18 protein-coding genes are annotated in these 20,755 nt (G+C 67.1%); 7 read left to right on the forward strand and 11 right to left on the reverse strand.

All coding sequences use genetic code 11. The annotated features are described in order from the left end of the window. Window positions 1–267: 267 nt before the first annotated feature. From gluP to EDC31_RS13365, 5 genes are read right to left on the reverse strand one after another with little or no spacing between them, the layout of a single operon-like run. Window positions 268–1,563 carry a glucose/galactose MFS transporter gene (gluP, locus tag EDC31_RS13345; protein WP_042061926.1) on the reverse strand — a complete coding sequence of 432 codons (1,296 nt, stop codon included), beginning with the start codon at window positions 1,561–1,563 and terminating at the stop codon, window positions 268–270. Window positions 1,564–1,575: 12 nt separating this feature from the next. After that, window positions 1,576–2,475: an ROK family protein gene (locus tag EDC31_RS13350; RefSeq protein ID WP_042061917.1), complete on the reverse strand. Its 900-nt coding sequence runs from the start codon at window positions 2,473–2,475 to the stop codon at window positions 1,576–1,578. A 6-nt stretch (window positions 2,476–2,481) separates the two neighbouring features. Continuing rightward, window positions 2,482–3,345, reverse strand: coding sequence for an ABC transporter permease (locus EDC31_RS13355; RefSeq protein ID WP_052512227.1), 864 nt, complete (start codon window positions 3,343–3,345; stop codon window positions 2,482–2,484). Window positions 3,346–3,355: 10 nt separating this feature from the next. Next, a complete protein-coding gene (locus tag EDC31_RS13360) occupies window positions 3,356–4,276 on the reverse strand; it encodes an ABC transporter permease (protein WP_042061922.1) in 921 nt (306 codons plus the stop codon). Next, window positions 4,273–5,865: an ABC transporter substrate-binding protein gene (locus EDC31_RS13365; RefSeq protein WP_052512221.1), complete on the reverse strand. Its 1,593-nt coding sequence runs from the start codon at window positions 5,863–5,865 to the stop codon at window positions 4,273–4,275. The genes EDC31_RS13360 and EDC31_RS13365 overlap by 4 nt, the downstream gene beginning before the upstream one ends. Before the next feature lie 140 nt (window positions 5,866–6,005). Between EDC31_RS13365 and EDC31_RS13370 the strand changes: the two genes are divergently transcribed. The 6 genes from EDC31_RS13370 to EDC31_RS13395 are packed head-to-tail and all read left to right on the forward strand — an operon-like array spanning window position 6,006 to window position 13,312. Further along, a complete protein-coding gene (locus tag EDC31_RS13370; protein ID WP_042061924.1) occupies window positions 6,006–7,145 on the forward strand; it encodes an ROK family transcriptional regulator in 1,140 nt (379 codons plus the stop codon). Then, window positions 7,142–8,611 carry a M81 family metallopeptidase gene (locus tag EDC31_RS13375; protein WP_132127096.1) on the forward strand — a complete coding sequence of 490 codons (1,470 nt, stop codon included), beginning with the start codon at window positions 7,142–7,144 and terminating at the stop codon, window positions 8,609–8,611. Before EDC31_RS13370 ends, EDC31_RS13375 begins: the two co-directional genes overlap by 4 nt. Further along, the gene (locus tag EDC31_RS13380) at window positions 8,608–9,618 is read left to right on the forward strand and encodes an ABC transporter ATP-binding protein (protein ID WP_132127097.1); all 1,011 of its coding nucleotides are present in this window, start codon (window positions 8,608–8,610) and stop codon (window positions 9,616–9,618) included. Before EDC31_RS13375 ends, EDC31_RS13380 begins: the two co-directional genes overlap by 4 nt. Next, window positions 9,615–10,376 (forward strand): ABC transporter ATP-binding protein, encoded by a 762-nt coding sequence (locus EDC31_RS13385; RefSeq protein WP_052511922.1) that lies wholly within the window; start codon window positions 9,615–9,617, stop codon window positions 10,374–10,376. Before EDC31_RS13380 ends, EDC31_RS13385 begins: the two co-directional genes overlap by 4 nt. After that, window positions 10,363–11,106 carry a copper homeostasis protein CutC gene (locus EDC31_RS13390; RefSeq protein WP_042058917.1) on the forward strand — a complete coding sequence of 248 codons (744 nt, stop codon included), beginning with the start codon at window positions 10,363–10,365 and terminating at the stop codon, window positions 11,104–11,106. Before EDC31_RS13385 ends, EDC31_RS13390 begins: the two co-directional genes overlap by 14 nt. A 1-nt stretch (window position 11,107) precedes the next feature. Next, entirely contained in the window at window positions 11,108–13,312 is a 2,205-nt protein-coding gene (locus EDC31_RS13395; RefSeq protein ID WP_306310135.1) for a beta-N-acetylhexosaminidase, read from the forward strand. Here EDC31_RS13395 and nagB read toward each other — a convergent pair whose 3' ends face one another. Then, complete coding sequence (nagB, locus tag EDC31_RS13400) at window positions 13,313–14,107, reverse strand: glucosamine-6-phosphate deaminase (RefSeq protein WP_042058915.1); 795 nt, start codon at window positions 14,105–14,107, stop codon at window positions 13,313–13,315. It abuts the gene before it with no gap. 359 nt (window positions 14,108–14,466) lie between these two features. Between nagB and EDC31_RS13405 the strand changes: the two genes are divergently transcribed. Continuing rightward, window positions 14,467–16,956 carry a TonB-dependent receptor gene (locus EDC31_RS13405; protein ID WP_081797601.1) on the forward strand — a complete coding sequence of 830 codons (2,490 nt, stop codon included), beginning with the start codon at window positions 14,467–14,469 and terminating at the stop codon, window positions 16,954–16,956. Between the two features lie 19 nt (window positions 16,957–16,975). Here the strand turns inward: EDC31_RS13405 and EDC31_RS13410 are convergent, their stop codons facing one another. The 5 genes from EDC31_RS13410 to EDC31_RS13430 all read right to left on the reverse strand — a co-directional run bounded on the left by EDC31_RS13410 (window position 16,976) and on the right by EDC31_RS13430 (window position 20,720). Continuing rightward, window positions 16,976–17,233 (reverse strand): hypothetical protein, encoded by a 258-nt coding sequence (locus EDC31_RS13410; RefSeq protein WP_042058913.1) that lies wholly within the window; start codon window positions 17,231–17,233, stop codon window positions 16,976–16,978. Window positions 17,234–17,458: 225 nt separating this feature from the next. Then, entirely contained in the window at window positions 17,459–18,634 is a 1,176-nt protein-coding gene (locus EDC31_RS13415) for a glycosyltransferase family 32 protein (RefSeq protein ID WP_052511920.1), read from the reverse strand. Window positions 18,635–18,695: 61 nt separating this feature from the next. Then, window positions 18,696–19,385 carry a ribulose-phosphate 3-epimerase gene (gene rpe, locus EDC31_RS13420; RefSeq protein WP_042058912.1) on the reverse strand — a complete coding sequence of 230 codons (690 nt, stop codon included), beginning with the start codon at window positions 19,383–19,385 and terminating at the stop codon, window positions 18,696–18,698. Then, window positions 19,382–20,326 (reverse strand): CbbX protein, encoded by a 945-nt coding sequence (gene cbbX, locus EDC31_RS13425; RefSeq protein WP_042058909.1) that lies wholly within the window; start codon window positions 20,324–20,326, stop codon window positions 19,382–19,384. The genes rpe and cbbX overlap by 4 nt, the downstream gene beginning before the upstream one ends. Window positions 20,327–20,330: 4 nt before the next feature. After that, window positions 20,331–20,720 carry a ribulose bisphosphate carboxylase small subunit gene (locus EDC31_RS13430; RefSeq protein WP_042058936.1) on the reverse strand — a complete coding sequence of 130 codons (390 nt, stop codon included), beginning with the start codon at window positions 20,718–20,720 and terminating at the stop codon, window positions 20,331–20,333. Window positions 20,721–20,755 lie beyond the last annotated feature (35 nt).

The raw sequence follows: 20,755 nt of genomic DNA on the forward strand, positions 1-20,755 counted from the left end.
TCCAGCGTCTCTTCAACAGACGTACTGCCACTTATCATATCCTGAATCATGGTTACCCATAGATTCAGAACTCAACACAAAATGCAACTGTAGTGCTAGGCGAGGCGGCGCGCAAATACAAGCAACCCGTCGCCACCGGCCTACGAAGACCGCTCTATCTTGGGGCATCGCTCATCATCATCGACGCACCGGGTTTCCAGACGCTGGACCGACGGCACACGCATCGGCTCCAACTCGTTACCTATCGCTACGAGCGGACGAGACGGATCATTTCTTATCCAGACCGATCCGCCCATAGATCCGGGCGTAAAGGAAAATCGCGGCATAGGAGGGCAACACGAGCAGAGCGAACATGGCCTGAAATCCAACATAGGGCTTCAGCAGGACGTAGAATTGCGGGATGATCGCGCCGCCGCTATAGGCCATGATCAGCAGCGCCGAAGCCAGCGAGGTCGCGCGGCCCGCGCCGCGGATGGCGATGGGAAAGATCGTCGGCATGATCATCGCATTCGCGAAACCCAGCAACGCCACGAACAGCACCGACACATAGCCGTGCGCAAGAAAGGCAAGCACGGTCAGGAGCATACCTGCAAGACAGGAGAACGCCATGTAGCGTTCCTGCGAGACGAAGCGCGGCACGATGACGAAGCCTGCGACATAGCCCGCCAGCATCGCCGCCAGCGTGAGTGAGGTGAAGAATTTCGTCTGGTCGAGCGGCAGGCCGAAACCGCGCCCATACGTGCCGATCGCATCCGCCGCCATCACCTCCACCCCGACATACAGGAACAGCACGAAGACGCCGAAGACGAGATGCGGCTTGAGCAACCTCTCGCGCATCTGCCCGGAGAGCGACGGAAGCGGCGGCGCCTCGATCTGTGGCAATGGCGACATCCAGACGAGCGCGGCCAGCCCGACCAGCAGCGCCGCCATGCCGAGATAGGGCCAGTAGATCGCCTGCACGAAACCGTTCAGGATCGCCTCCCGCGTCGCCGGATCGGCAGCCTGCGCGCGCTGGGCCACCGTGCCGATATCGCGCATCACCAACATGGCCAGCGCGACGGGAGCAAGCATTCCGGCGAATTTATTGCTGATCCCCATGATCGCGATGCGCTTGGCGGCATGGGTCGGCGGCCCGAGCAGACTGACCAGCGGGTTGATGACCACCTGCATCAGCGACAGCCCCGCGCCGAGCAGCAGCAATCCCGCCAGCGCGCCGCCATAGATGCGCCAGGTGATGAACTGCCCGAACGTCGCAACGCCCAGCGCCGAAAGCAGGATCGACGCGGCGAGGCCGGTCTTCAGCCCGAGCCTGCGGGCGACGAGCGAGGCCGGAATCGAGAAGACCAGATAGGAGACGTAGAAGACCAGGGGAATGAAAAAGGCGCTGACGTCGTCAAGTGAAAACGCGACGCGCACGAAGGAGATCAGCGGGCCGTTGAGCCAGGTCACGAACCCCATGGCGAAGAAGATCGCGGCGGAGACCAGCAGCGGCTCCCAGCCATAGGGGCCGACCAGCCTCACACGGTTCGTTGCGGATTCGGACGGAGAGGGAACACTTGCCATCGGCATGATCTTTCAGAGAAACGCGGCGCCAAGGAGCCCGGCATTGCCGCCGAGCCGGGACTGCACGATTAACCGCCCATCCGGCCGCCGCAGCAACTTCGCGCGCGTGGCACGGTCGAGCGCTTCCAGCAGGGCGGGCGCGTCCGACAGGCCGCCCCCCGCCGGGACGACGCTCGCGCCGATCAGATTGACGGCGAGGGCGAGAGCAGAGGAGAGATAGTCGAGATACAGCGTCATGGTGCGGGCCGCCACCGGCTCCCCGTCCTGCCATGCCGCGAGGATTTCCCGGCTGTCCCGCGCCGCCTCACCGCCCGCCCAGCGATAGAGCCGTTCCAACCCCCGCGCGCCGCCGATCGTGTCGATGCAGCCGCGTTGGCCGCAACCGCAGGGAAAGCAGGGCACGAGACGCTCCGCGCCGGGCACATGCGGAATGACCGGCCCGTGCCCCCATTCGCCGGTCACGCCGCCGCCGCCCACGACCAGCCTGCCCTCCATGACCACCCCCCCGCCGACGCCGGTACCGAGGATGAGTCCGAACACGTTGCGATGCCCGAGCCCCGCGCCGAGCCGGGTTTCCGCGAGGGTGAAGCAATCCGCGTCATTGCCGATCCGCACCGGACGATCCAGCAGGGCGGCAAGCCGCGGCGCCAGCTTCACGCCGTTGATGCAGGGTATGTTGGCCGCCGTGCAGGCTCCGCTCTCCGGATCCTGCAACCCGGCGAGGGCGATATGCAGAGGCGCGCCCGCATGCGGCGCGGCGAAGGCCACGAGGCTGGCGAGAAAGGCGTCGAGATCGTGGCACGGCGTCGGCACCTTGCGCCGGTCGCGCACGGCGCCATCGGATGTCACCACGGCGCAGTCGATGAAAGAGCCGCCGATATCGGCGCAAAGAACGGGATGAAGTTTCGGCATGGCGGCTTACACCTCTCCCCCTGATCCTGCCCTGCGATCTTCTCCCGGCGCGCCGAACCGTTCGCGCAGGCCGTCGCCGAGGCAGTTGAGGCCGATGACCGTCACGGCGATCGAAAGGCCGGGAAAGAGACACGGCCAGAAGGCGGCGCCCAGCGCGTTGCGCCCGTCGCTCATCATCGTGCCCCATTCCGGCAGCGGAGGCTGCGCGCCGAGCCCGAGGAAGGAGAGGCTCGCCGCCGCCAGAACCACCGTCCCGCCGCTCAGCGTCGCTTGCACCAGCAGCGGGGTCGCCGCGTTGGGCAGGACATGCCGCAGCAGCACGCGCGTCCGCCCCGCGCCGAGGACCGTCAAGGCCTCGACCCAGAGCAGATGGCGCATCCCGGCGGCCAGCGTCCGCCCGAGACGGATATAGACGGGCACGGAAAACGCCGCGATGGCCAGCAGCGCATGAAACAGGCCGGGGCCGAGCAGGCTGACGACCAGCAGCGCCAGCACCAGCCCCGGAAAGGCGAACAGCACGTCCGAGATCGTCATGACCGCTCCGTCCACCCAGCGCGGCGCGAAGCCGGCGAACAGACCGATCGGCACGCCGATCCCCGCCGCCACCGTCAGGCTGACGGCGATTTCCATGAGGGTCAGCCGCAACCCGTACACCAGCCGGACCAGAATATCGCGGCCGAACGCATCGGTGCCGCAGGGATGACGCCAGGAGGGCGGTTGCAGCACATGATAGAGGTCCTGCGCCGAGGGATCGCCGCCGAGCAGGGCGGGGCCGACAAGCGCCAGAACCAGCGCGCCCCCGCAGAGCGCCGCGCCGAGCCGGAACGGCAGGGAGGACGCGCCCGCCCGCCGCCACAATCTCCACCTCATGATTTCCACCTCATGACATCCTTCTCTGGCGCGGATCGAGCAGCGCGATCGCCGCATCGGCGGCAAGGGTGGCGAGCAGGACACCGAGCACCGAGAGCAGGGTGATCCCCTGAATCACCGGATAGTCCCGATACCGCACGGAATCGACGAGCAGCCGCGCGACGCCGGGCCAGTCGAACACCGTCTCCGTCACTACCGCGCCGCTGATGAGGCTGCCGATATTGAGCGCGGAGACGGCGATGATGGGCGCGAGCGCATTGGGCAAGGCATGGCGCAGCATGACGCGCCGGGGCGAAAGGCCCTTCGCGCGCGCCGTGCGGATGTAATCCTGCCGGAGCACCGTCACCAGCCCGGCGCGGGTCATGCGCAGGATCAGCGCGGCGGGGAGCAGCGCCAGCACGCAGGCGGGCATGACATAATGCCGCCAGCCGCCCGCGCCCATCAGCGGCAGCCAGTGCAGCCGCACGGCGAAGACCTCCATGCCGAGCAACGCCACCCAGAATCCGGCAAGTGACGCGCCGATCAGCGTGAGCCCCGTCAACAGATGATCGGCCCAGCTCCCCGCCCGCGCCGCAGCGACGATCCCGCCGGGAATGCCCACGAGCAGGGCGAGCATATAGGCGAGGCCGCCCAGCGCGAGCGAATAGGGCAGCCGACCGAGGACGAGCGTCGCAACCGGCACGCCGTTGCGAAGCGACAGGCCGAAATCGCCGTGAAGCGCGTGCAGCAGGAAGCGCCCATACTGCGCGGGCAGCGGCAGGTCGAGCCCGAGCCTGTGCCGCAGGGCTGCGACCACCGCCTCGGGCGCCTGCTGACCGGCCAGCAGGCGCGCCGGATCGCCCGGCAGCGCGTGGATCGCCACGAAAACGGCGACGGAAACACCGAGCATGATGAGGGGAAGCGCCGCCGCGCGCCGCAGGAAGCCCATCATGGCGCGCCCCCCGCCGGGAGGGCGGCTTCGGCCAGGCTGGCTCCCGCGACGATGATTTCCCCGTCCCGCAAGGCGGTCACGCCCTCGACGCCGCGCCGCACGCCATAGACCGTATCGGCGTTATAGAGCGGCAGGATCGGCGCCTGCGCGTCGAGCCGCGCCTGAAGATCGTCCAGCGTCTGGCGGCGGATCGCTGGATCGCGCTCCTCCGCGACGGCGTTGATCGCGGCATCGACGGCATCGTCCGAGAAGAAGCCGAGATTGGCCCCCGCCGGCGCGGCGCTGACGGAGGCATAGAGCGGACGAAGCTGGAGATCGGCAATGAACGGGGCCGACCAGGAGGTGATGATCATCCCTGTTCCCGCCCGTCGCTTCGCCTCGGGCGGGGCGAAGGCCGACTGCACCCAGACGCCCGCCTCCTGCCTGCGGATCTCCAGCGTCACGCCGATGCCCCGCCACATGGCCTGCAACGCTTCGGCGATCGGCTCTTCCGGCTCCTGCACGGCGACGGCGATCGTGAAGCCGCTCCCGTGCCCCGCTTCCGCCAGCAGGGCGCGGGCCTGCGCCAGATGCGCCCGCGCCTCGCCCGGCGCGCAGGATCGCGCGCCCGCGATATCGGGCGTGAGCGCATGACAGGCGGGACGGCCGAATCCATGCAGCAACCCGGCGACCAGCGCGTCGCGGTCGATGGCGAGGCCGAGCGCGCGGCGCACCCGCGAATCGTCCAGCGGCGGGAGCTTCGTATTCAGCGCGGCCCAGAACAGCGCGGCGCCCGGCGCCCTCCGCACCTGCGCGACCGTCGCGCCGCGCTCTCCGGGCGCGTAGAGGCGGGCGAAGACCGGCGCGAGCGGATCGACGATGTCGGCGTCTCCCGTCTGAAGCGCCATGTTCAGGACGGACGGCTCCGGCGACCAGACCCAGCGCAGCCGGTCCAGCGCGGGCGCGGGACCCCAATAGGCCGGATTGCGCGCGGCCCGCACATCCTTGCCCTGACGCCACGCCACGAAGACGAACGGCCCGGTGCCGTCGGCATGACGTCCGAGATCGCCCCGCGCCGCCGCGCGCGGGGAGACGATGGCGGCCTGTGTGACGGAAAGGAGCGGCAGGATTTCCGCGTAAGGGTGGCGCAGGGTGACGACGACATCTCCGGCCTCCTGTTCGACTGAACTGATAATTTCACGGAATATTCCAGACCCGGCAAGAGCGGCTTTCGGATCGATCAGACGACGCAACGACGCGGCGACGGCTGCGGCGTCGCAGTTCGTCCCGTCATGAAACCGGAGTCCGGGACGGATGGCGAAGCGCCAGCGCAACCCGTCCGCCGAGGAGGTCCATGCCGTCGCCAGCGCCGGATGAAGCGCGCCGGTTTCGTCCTGCCGCACGAGAGTCTCGTAGAACGGGGCGAGCACGCTCCGGGTCGCGGTCGCGCTCTGGTCTGCGGGGTCCATGCTGCGCGGCGGCTCCGCCAGCATGACGGTGAGTTCCGTAACGCGGGACTCGGCCGCGTGAAGGAGATCGCCGCGCACCGGGAAAAATCCCGCGACCAGAGGGACGAGCAGCGCAACGGAGGCAAGGATTGGACGCGGCACGGCTTCTCCCGGATGGCCATTTTCCGTGCCGGAAAGGCGGAAATCTGGCGACAAACTTAGTTAGACAAACAATTCTATTGACAGGGAATTGGTTTATCAATCGAAATAAGACACCTTTCCACCTCCGACGGATCAGTCCCATGTTTTCTGCGGGTCATCATCGGATACTCAGCGCTTTGACCCGTCTCGGCCCGATGAGCCGGACGGATCTCGCGCGCCATCTCGATCTCAGCAAGGCCAGCGTCTCGACCTTCGTGCGCGATCTCATCGGGCGCGGCGTGCTGCGCGAACTGGAACTCGTCTTCGGGCAAGGGCGGCCCTCCGTCATGCTCGGCCTGTGCAGCGACGCGGCGAGCTTCGTGGGCATCTCCCTGCATGCCGACCCGGCAACGGTGGTGCTCGCCGATCCGCACGGACGCGTGCTCGCCCGCCGCGTCCTTCCGCGCGAGGCCGATCCCGAGCGCTGCTTCGAGGCGCTGGCGGCGGCGGTCGCGGCGGTGCGGCAGGAGGCGGGGGTCGAAGCCGGAGAAACAGCCGGGATCGGCGTGGCGCAGCCGGGCTTCGTCTCGCGCGACCGTCGCATCTGCCTGGCCTCGGCGGCGCTGGGCTGGGTGGACGTGGACGTGGCGGGCCGCCTGTCCGCGCTGACCGGCCTGCCCGTCTTCATCGAGAACGACGCCAACGCGCTGATCCTCGGCGAGCAGTTGTTCGGCCCCTCGGGCGACTGCCCCGATTTCAGCCTCGTCTTCGTGGGGGACGGCATCGGCAGCGCGCATATCGTCAATGGCCGCCTCCATCGCGGCCATCATGGCGGGGCGGGCGAACTGTCCCACTCGCCCATCGCGTTCGACAGCCAGAACGCCCTGCCCTGCCGCTGCGGCAATCGCGGCTGCCTCGAAACCGTCTCGTCCCTTCAGGCGATCCGCGGCGCGGCGCGGCGCGCGGGACTGCCCGCCGACATCGCGACGCTCGCGACACTCGCCGCGGACGGCAACCCCGAGGCGCTGGCCATCCTGCATCGCGCCGGTTCGGCGCTCGGCATCGCGCTGGCGCAGCTCGTGCAGATGTTCGACCCGAGCCAGGTCGTCCTCATGCTCGATCCGGCGCTGAAGGAGAGCGTGTTCGGCATCGTTCTGCGGCAGGAGATGGACAATCACGTGCTGCGCCGCTCCGGGGTGAAGACCGCCCTCATCCTGCGCGGCTCCGAGCACGAGACCTTCGCGACGGGCGCGGCCAGCCTCGCGGCGCAACATTATCTTTTCGGGAGTAACTGTACATGACGGAGCCGTCTTCCGCCCATCCGCCGCGTATCGCGTTCGGCGGCATCCATACGGAATGCAGCACCTACAACCCGGTGCCCATCCATCTGGAGGATTTCCGCGTGCTGCGCGGCCCGGCCATGCTGGATGCGCCCTATTTCGCCTTCCTCGGCGCGTTCGACGCGAGCTTCCTGCCGCTCGTCCATGCCCGCGCCGTGCCGGGCGGACGGGTGGAGCGGGCGGCCTATGAGGCGTTCAAGACGGAATTCCTGTCCAAGCTGCGCGCCGCCCTGCCGCTGGACGGCCTCTATCTCGCCATGCACGGCGCGATGTCCGTCGAGGGGCTCGACGATGCGGAGGCGGACTGGATCGTCGCCGCCCGCGAGGTGGTGGGGCCGGACTGCCTCATCGCGGCGAGCTACGACCTGCACGGCAATGTCAGCCAGCCGATCGTCGATGCGCTCGACATCTTCTCCGCCTACCGTACCGCGCCGCATATCGACGTGGAGCGGACGATGCGCCGGGCGGTGGAGATGCTGACCGAGGCGCTGCGGACTGGAGTCCGCCCGCGGATCGTCTGGGCGCCGGTCCCGCTGCTGCTCCCCGGCGAGCGCACCAGCACGGAGGACGAGCCCGCGCGATCGCTCTACGCAGTACTGCCCGACTACGATTCGCGGCCCGGCGTGTGGGATGCCGCGCTGATGGTGGGCTATGTCTGGGCCGACGAGCCGAGGGCGACGGCCTCCGCCGTCGTGACGGGCACGGACGAGGCGGCGCTGACGGACACCGCCGCCGCCATCGCGCGCTCCTGGTGGGCGGCGCGGCATGATTTCGCCTTCGGGGTGGAGACCGGGAGCGTGGAAGCGTGCGTGGCGCGCGCGCTGGCCTGCGAGACCCGCCCCGTCATCCTCGCCGATTCGGGCGACAACCCGACCGGCGGTGGCGTCGGCGACCGGGCCGACATGCTGGCGGCCCTCGTGGCGCGGGACGCGCGGGAGGCGGCCGTCGTGGCGATCACCGACGCGCCGGCCTGCGCGTCGGCGTTCGAGGCCGGAGCGGGCGCGCGGCGGATCTTCGCCATCGGGGCGAGTCTCGATCCGTCCGGCGCGCGGGTCGAGCTGGACTGCGAGGTGCTGCGCCTCGTGGACCACGCCGACCCCTCGGAGCGGGAGGCGGTGCTCCGCCACGGCGGCGTCACGATCGTCCTCGCGGCGCGGCGGCGGCCCTATCACACATTGGCGGATTTCCACCGGGTCGGGCTCGACCCGACGGCGCTACGCATCCTCGCCGTCAAATCGGGCTATCTGTCGCCGGACCTCGCCCCGCTGGCGAATCCGCCCCTGATGGCGCTGTCCGAGGGGAGCGTGAATCAGGACGTCGCCCATCTCCGCCGCGACCGGACCCAGAGGCCCTGCTTCCCGTTCGACGCCGATTTCGACTGGACGCCGCGTCCACGCGGCCAGAGCCGTCCGCGCGCGGCCTCATGACATCCGCCCCGGTTCTCGTCCTCGATGATCTCAGCGTCCGCTTCGGCGCGGCGACGGTGCTCGACGGCGTCTCACTGCACATCGCGCGCGGCGAGACACTGGCGCTGATCGGGGAATCGGGCTCGGGCAAGAGCGTCACGGCGCTGGCGGTGATGGGCCTGCTGCGCGGCGGAACGGTCAGCGGCGGGCGGATCATGCTGACCGGACGCGGCGGCCAACGCGACCTCGCCCGGCTTCCGGAGCGCGAGATGCGCCGCCTGCGGGGCGGCGAGATCGCGATGATCTTCCAGGAGCCGATGAGCGCGCTCAACCCGCTCATGCGGATCGGGGCGCAGATTCTCGAATCCCTGACGCTGCACCGCCCCGATCTCCGCACCCCGTCCCGCAGGCGGGAGGAAGCGGCGGCGCTGCTGGCGCAGACCGGCATCGCCGATCCGCCGCGCGCCCTTCGCGCCTTTCCGCATGAATTGTCCGGCGGAATGCGGCAGCGGGTGATGATCGCCATGGCGTTCTGCGCCTCTCCCGCGCTGCTGATCGCCGACGAGCCGACCACGGCGCTTGACGCGGCGACACGCGGCCGCATCCTCGCGCTCATCCGCGCCATGGCCGCCTCGCACGGCACGGCGACGCTCTTCATCACCCATGATTTCGGCGCGGCCGCGGCAGTCGCCGACCGCGCCGCCGTGCTCTATGCCGGACGCCTGCTGGAAGACGGGCCGATCGCCGCCGTGCTCGACTCTCCGGCCCATCCCTATACGCAAGGCCTCATCGCCTCCCTGCCCGACCCCGCGGCGCTGCATCCGGACGAACGCGGACGGCGGAGACTGCACGGCATGCCGGGCACGGTGCCGACGCCGGGACGCCGTCCCGAGGGCTGCGTGTTCCAGCCGCGCTGCCCGATCGCCCGCCCCGCCTGCGCCGCGCCGATGCAGCCGGGGAGCGGCGCGCTGCGTCCGCTGCCCGGCGGGCGGCGCGCGGCCTGCCTCGCCCTGGAGACGGCTCCATGACGGACGCGACGCCCACGCTGCTCACGGTGGAGGATCTGCACGTCGCCTATCCCGCCGGGCCGTTCTGGGCGCGGCGCGCGCGGCCCGTCGTGCGGGGCGTGTCCTTCGACGTCCGGGAGGGCGAGATCGTCGGGCTGATCGGCGAATCGGGCTCCGGCAAGAGCACCATCGCGCGGGCCGTCGCCGGGCTCGCCCCGGTGACGGCGGGGCGGATCGCGCTGACGGGCCGCGTGCAGATGATCTTCCAGGACCCCCTCTCGAGCCTCGACCCGATGATGCGCGTCGGCGCGCAGATCGAGGAGGTGCTGGCCATCCATCGGCTCGCGCCGCGCGGCGGACGGCGCGCCCGCGCCGTGGAACTTCTGGAGCGGGTGGGACTCTCCGCCGATCTGCACGGGCGTCTGCCCGCTGCGCTGTCGGGCGGCCAGCGCGCGCGTGTCGGCATCGCGCGCGCCCTGGCCGCCGAGCCGCGCCTCCTGATCGCCGACGAGGCGACGGCGGCGCTGGACGTCTCGGTTCAGGCGCTCGTTCTCAACCTGCTCATGGATCTGCGCGACGATCTCGGACTGGCGATCCTGTTCATCACCCACGATCTCGCCGTCGTGCGGATTCTCTGCGACCGCGCGCTGGTGCTGCACCACGGCGCGGTGGTCGAGGCGGGCGAAACGGCGGCGCTCTTCGCCGCGCCGTCGCACGACTACACCCGCGCCCTGCTCGCGGCGCATCACCCTGCGAGGCGTCTGCATGACCGAACTTGAAATCTGCGTGGACGATGCGGAGGGCGTGCGGACGGCGCAGCAGGCGGGGGTGACGCGCATCGAACTCTGCGCCGCCCTCGCCCTCGGCGGCCTGACGCCATCGGCAGGGCTCGTGCATCTCGCACGCGGGAGCGCCGTGCCGGTCTATGCCATGATCCGGCCCCGCTCCGGCGCCTTCGTGTTCGACACGATGGAGGAGCGCGCGATGCTGGCGGAAATCGCCGCGATACGCGCAGCCGGGCTCGCGGGGGTGGTGCTGGGCGCGTCCCTGCCCGACCACCGGCTCGACGTGCCTCTGCTCGCGCGACTTTCCGCCGCCGCCGGGCCGCTCGGACGCACGCTGCACCGGGCGTTCGACCTCGCGCCCGATCCCTTCGAGGCGCTGGAGGCGGCCATCGCATTGGGGTTCGAGCGGATTCTCACCTCGGGCGGCGCGGCCGCCGCGCCGGAGGGCGCGCCGCTGCTGCGCGCGCTCGTGACGCGGGCGGCGGGACGCATCGAAATCATGGCGGGGGCCGGCGTCACGCCCGGCAATGTTGTCCCGCTCCTCCGGGCCACCGGCGTCGGGGCGGTGCATGCCTCCTGCCGCGCGCCGGCCGCGCCCGAGCCGGAGCGCGTCGCCGCCTTCGGTTTTGGCGCCACGCGCGCGTCGACGTCGCCCGGCACGATCCACGCGATGCGGGACGCTCTGTCCTCTTTCGACACCTCTCTCCACAGCACGGGACATTGACATGACGACTGGACGATACAGCCTCTTCCGCGCCGGCCGCGTTGCCCTGCTGGCGGCGGCCGCGCTGACGGGCGCATCCGCCCGAGCGGCTCCGCTTCTCACGCCTCCCGCTCTCATGCCGATCCCGAAATCGGTGGCCTACACCGGAGCCGCCCAGCCGATCGGCGGCATGACTGTCCTCTGGGACGGGCGAGCGCCCACGCCCCTGCTGAAACGCGCGGCCGCGCGTTTCCTCCAGCGTCTCGCCACCCTTGCGGGGCCGGGCGGCGGCGGCGCTCCGGTGGCCCTGCATATCCGCTACGGCGTCGATCCGGACTATCTGACTCTGCATGAGAAGGAGCACTACACGCTTGCGGTCACGCCGGGCGGCGTGGAACTGCGGGCGGACGGTCCAGCGGGCGTGTTGCGCGGGCTGGCCACGCTCCTGCAACTCGTCCGGCGCACGCCCGAAGGGCCAGTTCTCACGGACGCGTCGATCGACGACGCGCCGCGCTTCCTCTGGCGCGGCCTGATGATCGACGTGGCGCGGCATTTCCTTTCCGTCGAGACCATGAAACGCCAGCTCGACGCGATGGAACTGGTCAAGCTCAATGTCCTGCACTGGCATCTGAGCGACGGCACGGGCTTCCGCGTCGAGAGCCTGCGCTATCCGAAACTTCAGCAGATCGGCGGGCACGATCAGTATTACACTCAGGCGCAGGTGCGCGAGATCATCGCCTACGCCGCCGACCGTGGCATCCGCATCGTCCCCGAATTCGACATTCCGGGTCATACGCTGGCGATCCTCCAGGCCTATCCCGGGCTGGCCGCGCAGCAGCCCGTGCCCCTGACGCCGGCCTGGCTCAAGACCTGTCAGACGGATTTTTCCAAATCCAGCTCCACCACCTCCTGCCCCAAGCATCTCAATCTCAACAACGCCGCCCTGGACCCGACCAGCCCCGACGTCCTGCGCTTCGCCGAGGGGCTCTACGCGGAGATGGGGCGTCTCTTCCCCGACCGCTATTTCCATTCCGGCGGCGACGAGGTCAGCCCGGATCAATGGACCGGCAATCCGGCCATCGCGGCCTATATGAAGGCGCATGGCTACGCGGACGCGCCGGCCATACAGGCGGCCTTCACCGCGCGGGTCGAGCAGGTTCTGGCGCGGCAGGGCAAGATCATGATGGGCTGGGACGAGGTGTCCGAGGCACCGATTCCCAAGGATGTCGTCGTCGAGGTCTGGCGCTCGTCGAAATGGACGGGGCTCGCCACGGCGGGCGGGCATCCGGTCGTCGTCTCCGCCGGATATTATCTCGACCTGCTGCGCCCGTCGCGCACGCATTACGCCGTCGATCCGTTCGACCTGCAATCGGACGGCTTCTCGCCCGCGGAAGGCGCCGCCGCCCGGGTGAAAATGGGCGCGATGGTCGACGCCTTCACCCTCGATCCGGCGCAGTCTCCGCTGACCGACGCGCAGAAATCCCTCGTGCTCGGCGGGGAAGCGCCGCTCTGGAGCGAGGTGGTGACCGACGAGATGGAGGATGCCCGGCTCTGGCCGCGTTCCGCCGCCATCGCGGAACGGTTCTGGTCGCCGGAGACCGTGCGGGACGTGGACGACATGGAGCGCCGCCTGCCGGACGTGCTGGCTGAGCTGGAAGCCACGGGGCTGCTGGCCACGCAGCACGATTCGGAGATGATCGACCGGCTGACTCCGGGGAACGTGACGCCCCTGCGCGTGCTGACGGCGGCGACGCGCCCGGTCATGAACTATGCGCTGAACCGGCTGGTCACGCGCAACGGCGACGCGATGCTGACCGGCCCGGCGGCCATCGCCGCGCCCGACAGCCTGCTGGCGATCCGCTTCAACCGTCTCGCCGCGCGCTATGCGGCGGGCGATCGCGGCGTGGCGGCGGATCTGCGCGCCCTGCTGACGCCATGGGCCGCCAATGACGCCGCCTATCGCGCCGTGGCGACGACGCCCCTGCTGAAGGAGGCGCTGCCCGTCTCGCATCTCCTTTCGGCGCTGGCCCGCACGGGCCTCGCCGCGCTTCAGCCCGGCGGCCACGACGCGGCATGGCAGAGCGAGGCGGAACGCCAGATCGCCGCGGCACAATCCGCCTATGATTCGTGTTCCCGCCGCATGTCCACGACGGGGACCCTCCCGCCGAGCGGGTTGCTGATCGGCTTCCTGCCGGGCGTGCGCGCGCTGGTGACGGCGGCGCGATGATCAGTCCGCGACTGTCGCCCGCGCCGTGAAAGCGGGCGACAGCGCGGCGGCGGCGTCCGTATCGAGCACGACCGTCACGTCCGGATGCAGGCGGATCGCCGAGGCGCTGACCTCCGGCGTCACCGGACCTTCGAGCGCCGCCGCCAGAATCGCCGCCTTGGCGGGGCCGGTCGCCAGAAGCAGCAGCCGCTTCGATTCGAGGATCGTTCCGACGCCCATGGTGATGGCCTCGCGCGGCACCGCCTCCGGATCACCGCCGAACATCGGCGCGTTCTGCCGCCGCGTCGCCTCGTCCAGCTCCACGACGCGCGTGCGCGTGTCGAAGGCGGAGGGCGGCTCGTTGAAGCCGATATGGCCCGTATCGCCGATTCCCAGAAGTTGCAGGGCGATTCCCCCCGCCGCGCGGATCGCGCGCTCATAGGCCGCGCATTCGGCGCCCGGATCGGCCGCCGCGCCGTCCGGCAGGTGCACCCGGGCGGGATCGGCATCCACGGGGTCGAACAGATGGGTGCGCATGTAATGGTGGTAGCTGTTCGGATCAGAGGCGGACAGGCCGACATATTCGTCCAGATTGAAGGTCGTCACGCCGGAAAAGGACAGGGCCTCGTCCCGGTGCATCGCGGCAAGCCGCGCATAGACACCCTCCATCGTGCGGCCCGTGGCGAGGCCGAGCACGGCCCGGGCGTCGTTGCGAATCGTCTGCGCGATCAACCGCGCGGCGGCGGCCGTCGCCGCGTTGGGATCGGGCAGGATCAGCAACCGGCCGAAACGGGAAGAAGGGGAGGACGATGTCATGCGCGGAACCTTTCAAGACAGGCGACTCGGCGGGAGGCAATAGCGGGATGATGACCCCCATAAGCGCCTCCACTTAATTCATCGACCCAAAATAACGAAAATCCCGGAAAATCGGCCCTTTTGTCACCTTCCATCCTCCCCGTGCATGCGAATCGTCGGCCATTCACGGCGTGAGTCACAAAAAATACTTAGTTTTTTAATTTAACTATTGCGGTATGGAAACGTCCTCTCTAGGCTCTGATGTCGGAGAGGGTGCTGCCGGATATCCAGAAAAAAATGGGCGGCAGTCCTGAAAAAATAATCCAGTTGAATCAGTATCATGCCCGCACGCGTGGGCTTGTGGCGGGAGGCATTTCGGCATGTTGGAACGTAGAATCCTTCTTTGTTTTGCTGCGCTGGTGGCACTCGACGCCGGATTCTGCCGGACAAGTTTTGCACAAAGCCAGACCCCGGCCGGCAAGTCCCGCACCACGCACCGGCACAGCCCCTCCCGTAGCCCCGCCCCGACTCCCAGAACCGCATCGCCGGTCAACGGCCGCGCCGGCACCATCCTCGGACCGTCCGTTCCGCAAACGGAGGAAATATCCGTGTCCGGCGCCGGCCGCCACGCGGACGGCACGACCAACACCACGCCGGGCGGCGGACTCATGCCAGTTCAGACGGCGCCGCGCTCGCAGAGCGGCGTCACACGGGACTGGATCGCCAAACAGGCACCCTCGGGCAATATCTCATCCATGATCGCCAACCTGCCGGGTGTGGTCTACGCGAACCAGAGCCCTCTTGCGACGGCGGGCGACCACATCACCATGCGCGGCATGAACGAAAGTCAGATCGGTTATCTCTTCGAAGGCGCGCCGCTGGCCGACCCCATTAACTACGAGCCGTATACCTCGATGCTCGTTGATACCGAGAATCTGGGCTCGGTCACGGTGTCCCAGGGCGCGCCCGATCTCAACGCTCCTCTCTTCAACGCCGTCGGCGGCCAGATTTCGGCGACGGAGTTGAACCCGAGCCATCACGCCGGAGGCTATCTCAACCTTCTGGGCGGCACGCATAGCGCCCAGAAGGAATTCCTGCGGCTGGACACGGGCGAGATTGGCAACACGGGAATCCGCGGCTTCGCATCGTTCTCCTATCTTTCGAACAACAACTGGCGAGGGCCGGGCGGGCTGACACGTTACCATGTCGATTCGAAATTCGTGAAGGAATGGGGACAGGGCAACTCCATCACCGCGATTTTTGGATTCAACCGGCAGGAGCAGACAAGCTGGCGCGAGCCGACGGCGGCGCAGTGGAAGGAATACGGAACCAGCTTCAATTACACGCCGAATTATTATCCTGGCAATTCGACCTACTACAAGCTCAATTTCGGCAATCTCAATTCGCTCGACGTGATCGCGCCCATGCATTTCACGTTGGCGCATAACCTGACACTGAACGTGACGCCGTATTTCGTCCACCAGAACGGGCCGTCAGTCGGCGGGGAGAACATTCCGGCATCCGGCGGCTATTACGGCACGTATCAATACGGCAATCTCGGCCAGCCCTACGCCTATACCAACTCCTCCGGCAAGCAGATGCTGACCACAGCGAGCGTCGATCCCTGGAACCAGAAGACCGGCGCGGTGAATACCTCCGTTGACTGGACGGCAGGGAAAAATACGCTGTCCTTCGGCTACTGGTATTCCTACACGACGCATGAGGAGCTTTCGACCTTTTCCGTCGTCGATCCCTCCGGCAAGGCGGCCAATTCCTACGGGCGCTATCCCATCGTCGTGAACGGCGTCGGAATTCTCAGCGGTTACAATCTCAACTTCATGCAGCAGGTCAACGCCCTTTACCTGGCGGATTCATTGAGGCTTCTTAACGACAAACTGGTCGTGAGCGCCGGATTCCGCGCCGCCATGGTTTATCGGCAGGGGACGAATGACGTTCCCGGCTCCGATCCCTACAAGAAGACCGGCAATTATTTCGAGCCGCTGCCGCAATTCGCCGTCAGTTATCAGATCACGCCGCAAGATCAGGTTTACATGAACGGCACGACATCCTTCCGCGCGCCGGAATCGGTGGAGGCCTACAGCCAGATTTTCGACCCGAACTCCTCCCACGCCGTCGAGCAGCCGGGGAGCCTGAAATCGGAATACACCATCGCCGAGGAACTCGGCTACCGGCACACGGACAAACTGTTCAATTTCCAGATGTCGCTCTTCAACATCAATCTGACCAATCATCAGGTGACGTCGAGCGGCTACATCCCCAACACCAACATGCTCATTTCCGAGCCCATCAATGTCGGCGGCATGACGTCGCGCGGCGTTCAGGGCGAACTCGGCCTCAAGCCCTGGCATCATTTCAGCCCCTATATCTCCGCCCAATATCTGCATTCGACGATGGACAACAATATTCCTGCCTCGGGCATAAACGCGGCAGGCCAATCGGTCATCGACTATCTACCCACGGCGGGGAAAAATTCCGTCGGCGCGCCGCACTTCACTTTCTCAGCGGCGCTGGCCTATGACGACAACAAGGCATTCTTCGGTAATTTCAGCCTGCGCTATATCGGCTCGCAATATTCCACCTTCATGAATGACCAGCGCATGCCGGGATACGTGGTGTCGGACATCACGCTCGGCTATCGCTTCCCGCATGTCCGCTATCTGAAAGGGCCGAAAATCCAGCTCAATCTCGTCAATGTCGGCAATAATCTCTATCGCTCGGCGCCCGGCAGCTTCGCTGCGACGGCGCAGACCCGCAAGGGAATCTATGGCAGCACGATTTCCGGCGGTTCTCCGGTCTATCTCGTCGGCGGCAATTTCGCGGCCCTCGTGTCGCTGTCCACAGGGTTTTAGTCCCGTCCCCTGCTGCATGTCATGCGGCCACTCTGAAGGTGTTGCCGCTGGTCATCCGGTCCGGAATTAATGCCGGACCGGATGACGCCGGCCTCAGGCCGGATTTCACCATATCCGCCTCCTGCCCCAGAAGGTCCGCGCTCACATTGCTCAGGACCAGTTCGCGTTCGAGCCCCGGATAACGCCTCCGAGGCGAACGCCATGCGCGCCGGACATGGACCGTCCATTCCAGCGCCCCGATCCGATGACGCACGACAGGCTTGGTCAGACCGAGCACACTCGCCGCTGCAGAAAGCCCGCAAGGTGATGGACATGCTGCCCTACAGCATCATCCGATCATGCTCTCCGGCCCGGCACCAAGGCGCAGAATCCCATATCGACAGCGACCAAACCGCTTAGCAACAAACCGACACCCGGAAACTCCCACACCAAGTCGAAAAAGTTTTTTGGTTCTTTTTTTCAAAAAAGAACCAGGAGAGCACCCACCCTTCAGGCCTGCCGATCAGACAGTATGCAGCGGATCGACTGCCTCGATCACGTTCCGGAACTGTGAGTGATCCAGCACGGCGATCATTTCATGACTGACGATCCCGTTAAGCCGCCTGTTGATCAGACGGTTCATCGCACGCCCGAAAATACCCGGCCCCGTCCTGCCGGCGACGGGAAGACCCTTATGCAGATAACTGTTGCGATACAGAGACAAGATACAGTCCACAAGGATCTCGCTATTCGGCGTCGAACCGAAGAAATCATTGCGAATGACATCATGATCCGTCAGGAAATAGACGCCATTCCTGTCGGGCGTGTCCATGAGAGTGCGGAACGCCGCCGTCCTGAGGGGTATGTCCGCGTCCAGCCACCAGCCGCCCAGCAGGTTGATGACATGCACGCCCAGAAAATCCGCCGCCTCGCCCGGATGCCGGGCTTCGAGAAAGAGCGACCGCGCCTCGACGCCGTAATAGGCGTAGAGCCATTCCGCGGCGGCGTCGCGGTTGAAGATTTGAACGTCGAGATCCCTGATATCCTTGTACCGACTGAGATTTTCGGCCACCTGCGGGGACAGGTCCTGCTTCTCCCGGTAGAAGAACAGTTTTCTGGGAATTGAAACATTCCGGCCACCAGGCTTGCCGTTGAAGATGCCGGGCATGCCGCGATGGACCAGACCGAGCAGAATGGACTCGATTTCTTCCCCGGTGTGGAATTCCTCATACGCATTGCCGATCGTCCTGACCGCATTGAAGACGTCGCCTCCCTGCCAGGCCTCCCGCACGCCCTCGATATAATCCGCATAGGGAATGCAGAGCGCCCGCAATTCGGAAAGCTCCGCCTCAGGCGGCGTCATGCCCGCTTTCAGCAGACAGAGCAGCCGGGCCTGAAGCAGCCAGTGGGCGGCAGGGGTCAGGCCCGGGCTCCTGTCATGGAGGTCACAGGCCCGGCGATAGAATTCGGACGCCTCCCGGACATGTCCGTGCGCCTGCAGGATGGTCGCGATCCCGACGCATTTGCCGACCGTGTCGGCCCCTTCCCGCGCGAAGAACGCCTGCGCCTGTGGGTCGATGACGAGGCATGATTCGTCCAGCCGCGCGGCCGGATCGCTTCCGGAGCGCGGGGTCGGCGGCCCGTCGTGAAGGATCTCTTCACCCACCGCCCACATTTCGCCCTCACTCTCGCTCGACATGCACCGTCCTCCCCACGCGGACATAGCGGGAAGGCCGGGACGTCGGCAAGGCGGCGACGCGTCAGACGGCGGCCATACAGGCCTCGCGGATGGCGCGGATGTTGCGCCCGTAAACCTCCGGCTGGCCGACCGAGCCACCCCCGAAGACCGCCGATCCCGCGACGAGCACGTTCGCCCCGGCATCGACCACCAGCGGAGCCGTCTCCGGCGTCACGCCGCCGTCGATCTCGATGTGAATCGGCCGGTCGCCGATCATCCGCTTCAGGCGGCGCACCTTCTCGATCTGGGAGTGAATGAATTTCTGACCGCCAAAACCCGGGTTGACCGTCATGATGCAGACGAGATCCGTGAGGTCGAGCAGATATTCGATCACATCAAGCGGCGTGCCCGGATTGAGGGCGAGCCCCGCCTTCTTGCCCAGCCCGCGAATGGTCTGGAGCGTGCGATGCGTATGCGGCCCCGCCTCGGGATGGACGGAGATGATGTCCGCGCCCGCCTTCGCGAAAGCCTCGATGAACGGATCGACCGGCGCGATCATGAGATGGACGTCCATCACGGTATGGATATGCGGACGCAGTGCGGCGCACATGGCCGGCCCGAAGGTGAGGTTCGGGACGAAATGCCCGTCCATCACGTCCACATGCACCCAGTCGGCGCCCTGCGCCTCGATGGCCTCGCATTCCGCGCCCATGGCGGCGAAATCCGCGGACAGGATCGACGGAGCGATTTTCAGGGAACGGTCAAAATTCATGGCGAAAGCTCCTCGGAGTGTCTCGATACGGCGGGCGACGCGGGACCGATCCCCAGCCCGCCCTCGAACACGCGACTGGCGGCCAGGTCCTCGGCCTCGATGGTGGAAAGAGCGGCGGCGTTCACCGGCCCGGCAGAGCGGGTGAAAAGCCGGTCGGCCTGACGCAGGCGCGCCCGGTCCAGCGCGTTGCGGACCGAACGCGCATTGGCGAAATGCGGCTGGTTGCGCCGCAAGGCGATATATCGCTCCATGACGTCCTCCGCTGCGGGAGAGAGACGATAGCCGAGTTTCTGAAGCGCGAGGACGGCGATGCGGTTCAACTCTTCTTCAGTGTAGTCGGGAAATGCGATGTGATGCGCGATGCGGGAGCGGAAACCGGGATTGGACTGGAAGAAACGCTCCATGCGATCGGCGTATCCCGCGAGGATGACGACCAGATCGTCACGGTTGTTTTCCATGACCTGGAGGAGAATTTCAATGGCTTCCTGCCCGTAATCGCGCTCGTTGTCCGGGCGATGGAGGTAATAGGCCTCGTCGATGAACAGCACGCCGCCCATGGCACGCTTGAGCACCTCCTTCGTCCTGGGGGCGGTATGGCCGATATACTGGCCGACGAGATCGTCCCGCGTCACGCTGACGAGATGTCCCTTGCGGACATAGCCGAGCCGATGCAGGAGCCCCGCCATCTTCCGCGCCACCGTGGTCTTGCCCGTGCCCGGATTGCCGGTGAAGGACATATGCAGCGTCGGCGTTTCGTTGACGAGGCCGAGCGCATGGCGCGCGCGGTCGACCAGCAGCAGCGCCGCCGTCTCGCGCACACGTCGCTTGACCGGGACGAGCCCGACCAGCTCGCGATCGAGCTCGTCCAACATCTCCCGGATGCCGGAGCGCTCATATTCCGCGCGCAGGTCGATCGTGCCGGCGGGGGGCGCGTCGTTCATGACCTCAGGCCGCCACCGTGTGCGTATAGCGGAGGCTGCGCCCATCGACCTCCGTGCGGGTCATGTCGATCCTCGGTTCGGCCGCGGGCCGGTTGACGATGAAGCTCATCATGACCGTCTCGAAGCCACGGGCGGACTCGAAGGCGTTGATGCGGATATACGCTTCCGGATGCGCCGCGCGGCACGCGGCAAGCTCGATCATCACGCCCTTGGCGTCGCGCAGATCGAACATCGGCGGCCCCCACATCTCCCAGTAGGTGTTCCGGGGATGCGGGTCGTAGGTATATTCGATGCCGAGCGCCCAGTCGCGACCCAGGCAATAATCGAGCTGGGCCGAGATCTGCTCGTCGGTCAGGTCGGGCAGGAAGGAGAAGCACCCCTGGGTGATGCGCATGGTCGTCTCCATGGTGTTGAACAGGCTCGCCGTAG

Source organism: Acidomonas methanolica, from assembly GCF_004346035.1.
GTDB classification, from domain to species: domain Bacteria; phylum Pseudomonadota; class Alphaproteobacteria; order Acetobacterales; family Acetobacteraceae; genus Acidomonas; species Acidomonas methanolica.

Bases quoted from the DNA above. Each gene is read 5' to 3' on its own strand.
- EDC31_RS13385 (WP_052511922.1), top strand. From the start codon at position 9,615: ATGACGGACGCGACGCCCACGCTGCTCACGGTGGAGGATCTGCACGTC.
- cbbX (WP_042058909.1), bottom strand. From the start codon at position 20,326: ATGAACGACGCGCCCCCCGCCGGCACGATCGACCTGCGCGCGGAATAT.
- EDC31_RS13395 (WP_306310135.1), top strand. From the start codon at position 11,108: ATGACGACTGGACGATACAGCCTCTTCCGCGCCGGCCGCGTTGCCCTG.
- EDC31_RS13415 (WP_052511920.1), bottom strand. From the start codon at position 18,634: ATGTCGAGCGAGAGTGAGGGCGAAATGTGGGCGGTGGGTGAAGAGATC.
- EDC31_RS13375 (WP_132127096.1), top strand. From the start codon at position 7,142: ATGACGGAGCCGTCTTCCGCCCATCCGCCGCGTATCGCGTTCGGCGGC.
- EDC31_RS13370 (WP_042061924.1), top strand. From the start codon at position 6,006: ATGTTTTCTGCGGGTCATCATCGGATACTCAGCGCTTTGACCCGTCTC.
- nagB (WP_042058915.1), bottom strand. From the start codon at position 14,107: ATGACATCGTCCTCCCCTTCTTCCCGTTTCGGCCGGTTGCTGATCCTG.
- EDC31_RS13350 (WP_042061917.1), bottom strand. From the start codon at position 2,475: ATGCCGAAACTTCATCCCGTTCTTTGCGCCGATATCGGCGGCTCTTTC.
- EDC31_RS13430 (WP_042058936.1), bottom strand. From the start codon at position 20,720: ATGCGCATCACCCAGGGGTGCTTCTCCTTCCTGCCCGACCTGACCGAC.
- EDC31_RS13355 (WP_052512227.1), bottom strand. From the start codon at position 3,345: ATGAGGTGGAGATTGTGGCGGCGGGCGGGCGCGTCCTCCCTGCCGTTC.
- EDC31_RS13380 (WP_132127097.1), top strand. From the start codon at position 8,608: ATGACATCCGCCCCGGTTCTCGTCCTCGATGATCTCAGCGTCCGCTTC.
- gluP (WP_042061926.1), bottom strand. From the start codon at position 1,563: ATGGCAAGTGTTCCCTCTCCGTCCGAATCCGCAACGAACCGTGTGAGG.
- EDC31_RS13360 (WP_042061922.1), bottom strand. From the start codon at position 4,276: ATGATGGGCTTCCTGCGGCGCGCGGCGGCGCTTCCCCTCATCATGCTC.
- rpe (WP_042058912.1), bottom strand. From the start codon at position 19,385: ATGAATTTTGACCGTTCCCTGAAAATCGCTCCGTCGATCCTGTCCGCG.
- EDC31_RS13405 (WP_081797601.1), top strand. From the start codon at position 14,467: ATGTTGGAACGTAGAATCCTTCTTTGTTTTGCTGCGCTGGTGGCACTC.
- EDC31_RS13390 (WP_042058917.1), top strand. From the start codon at position 10,363: ATGACCGAACTTGAAATCTGCGTGGACGATGCGGAGGGCGTGCGGACG.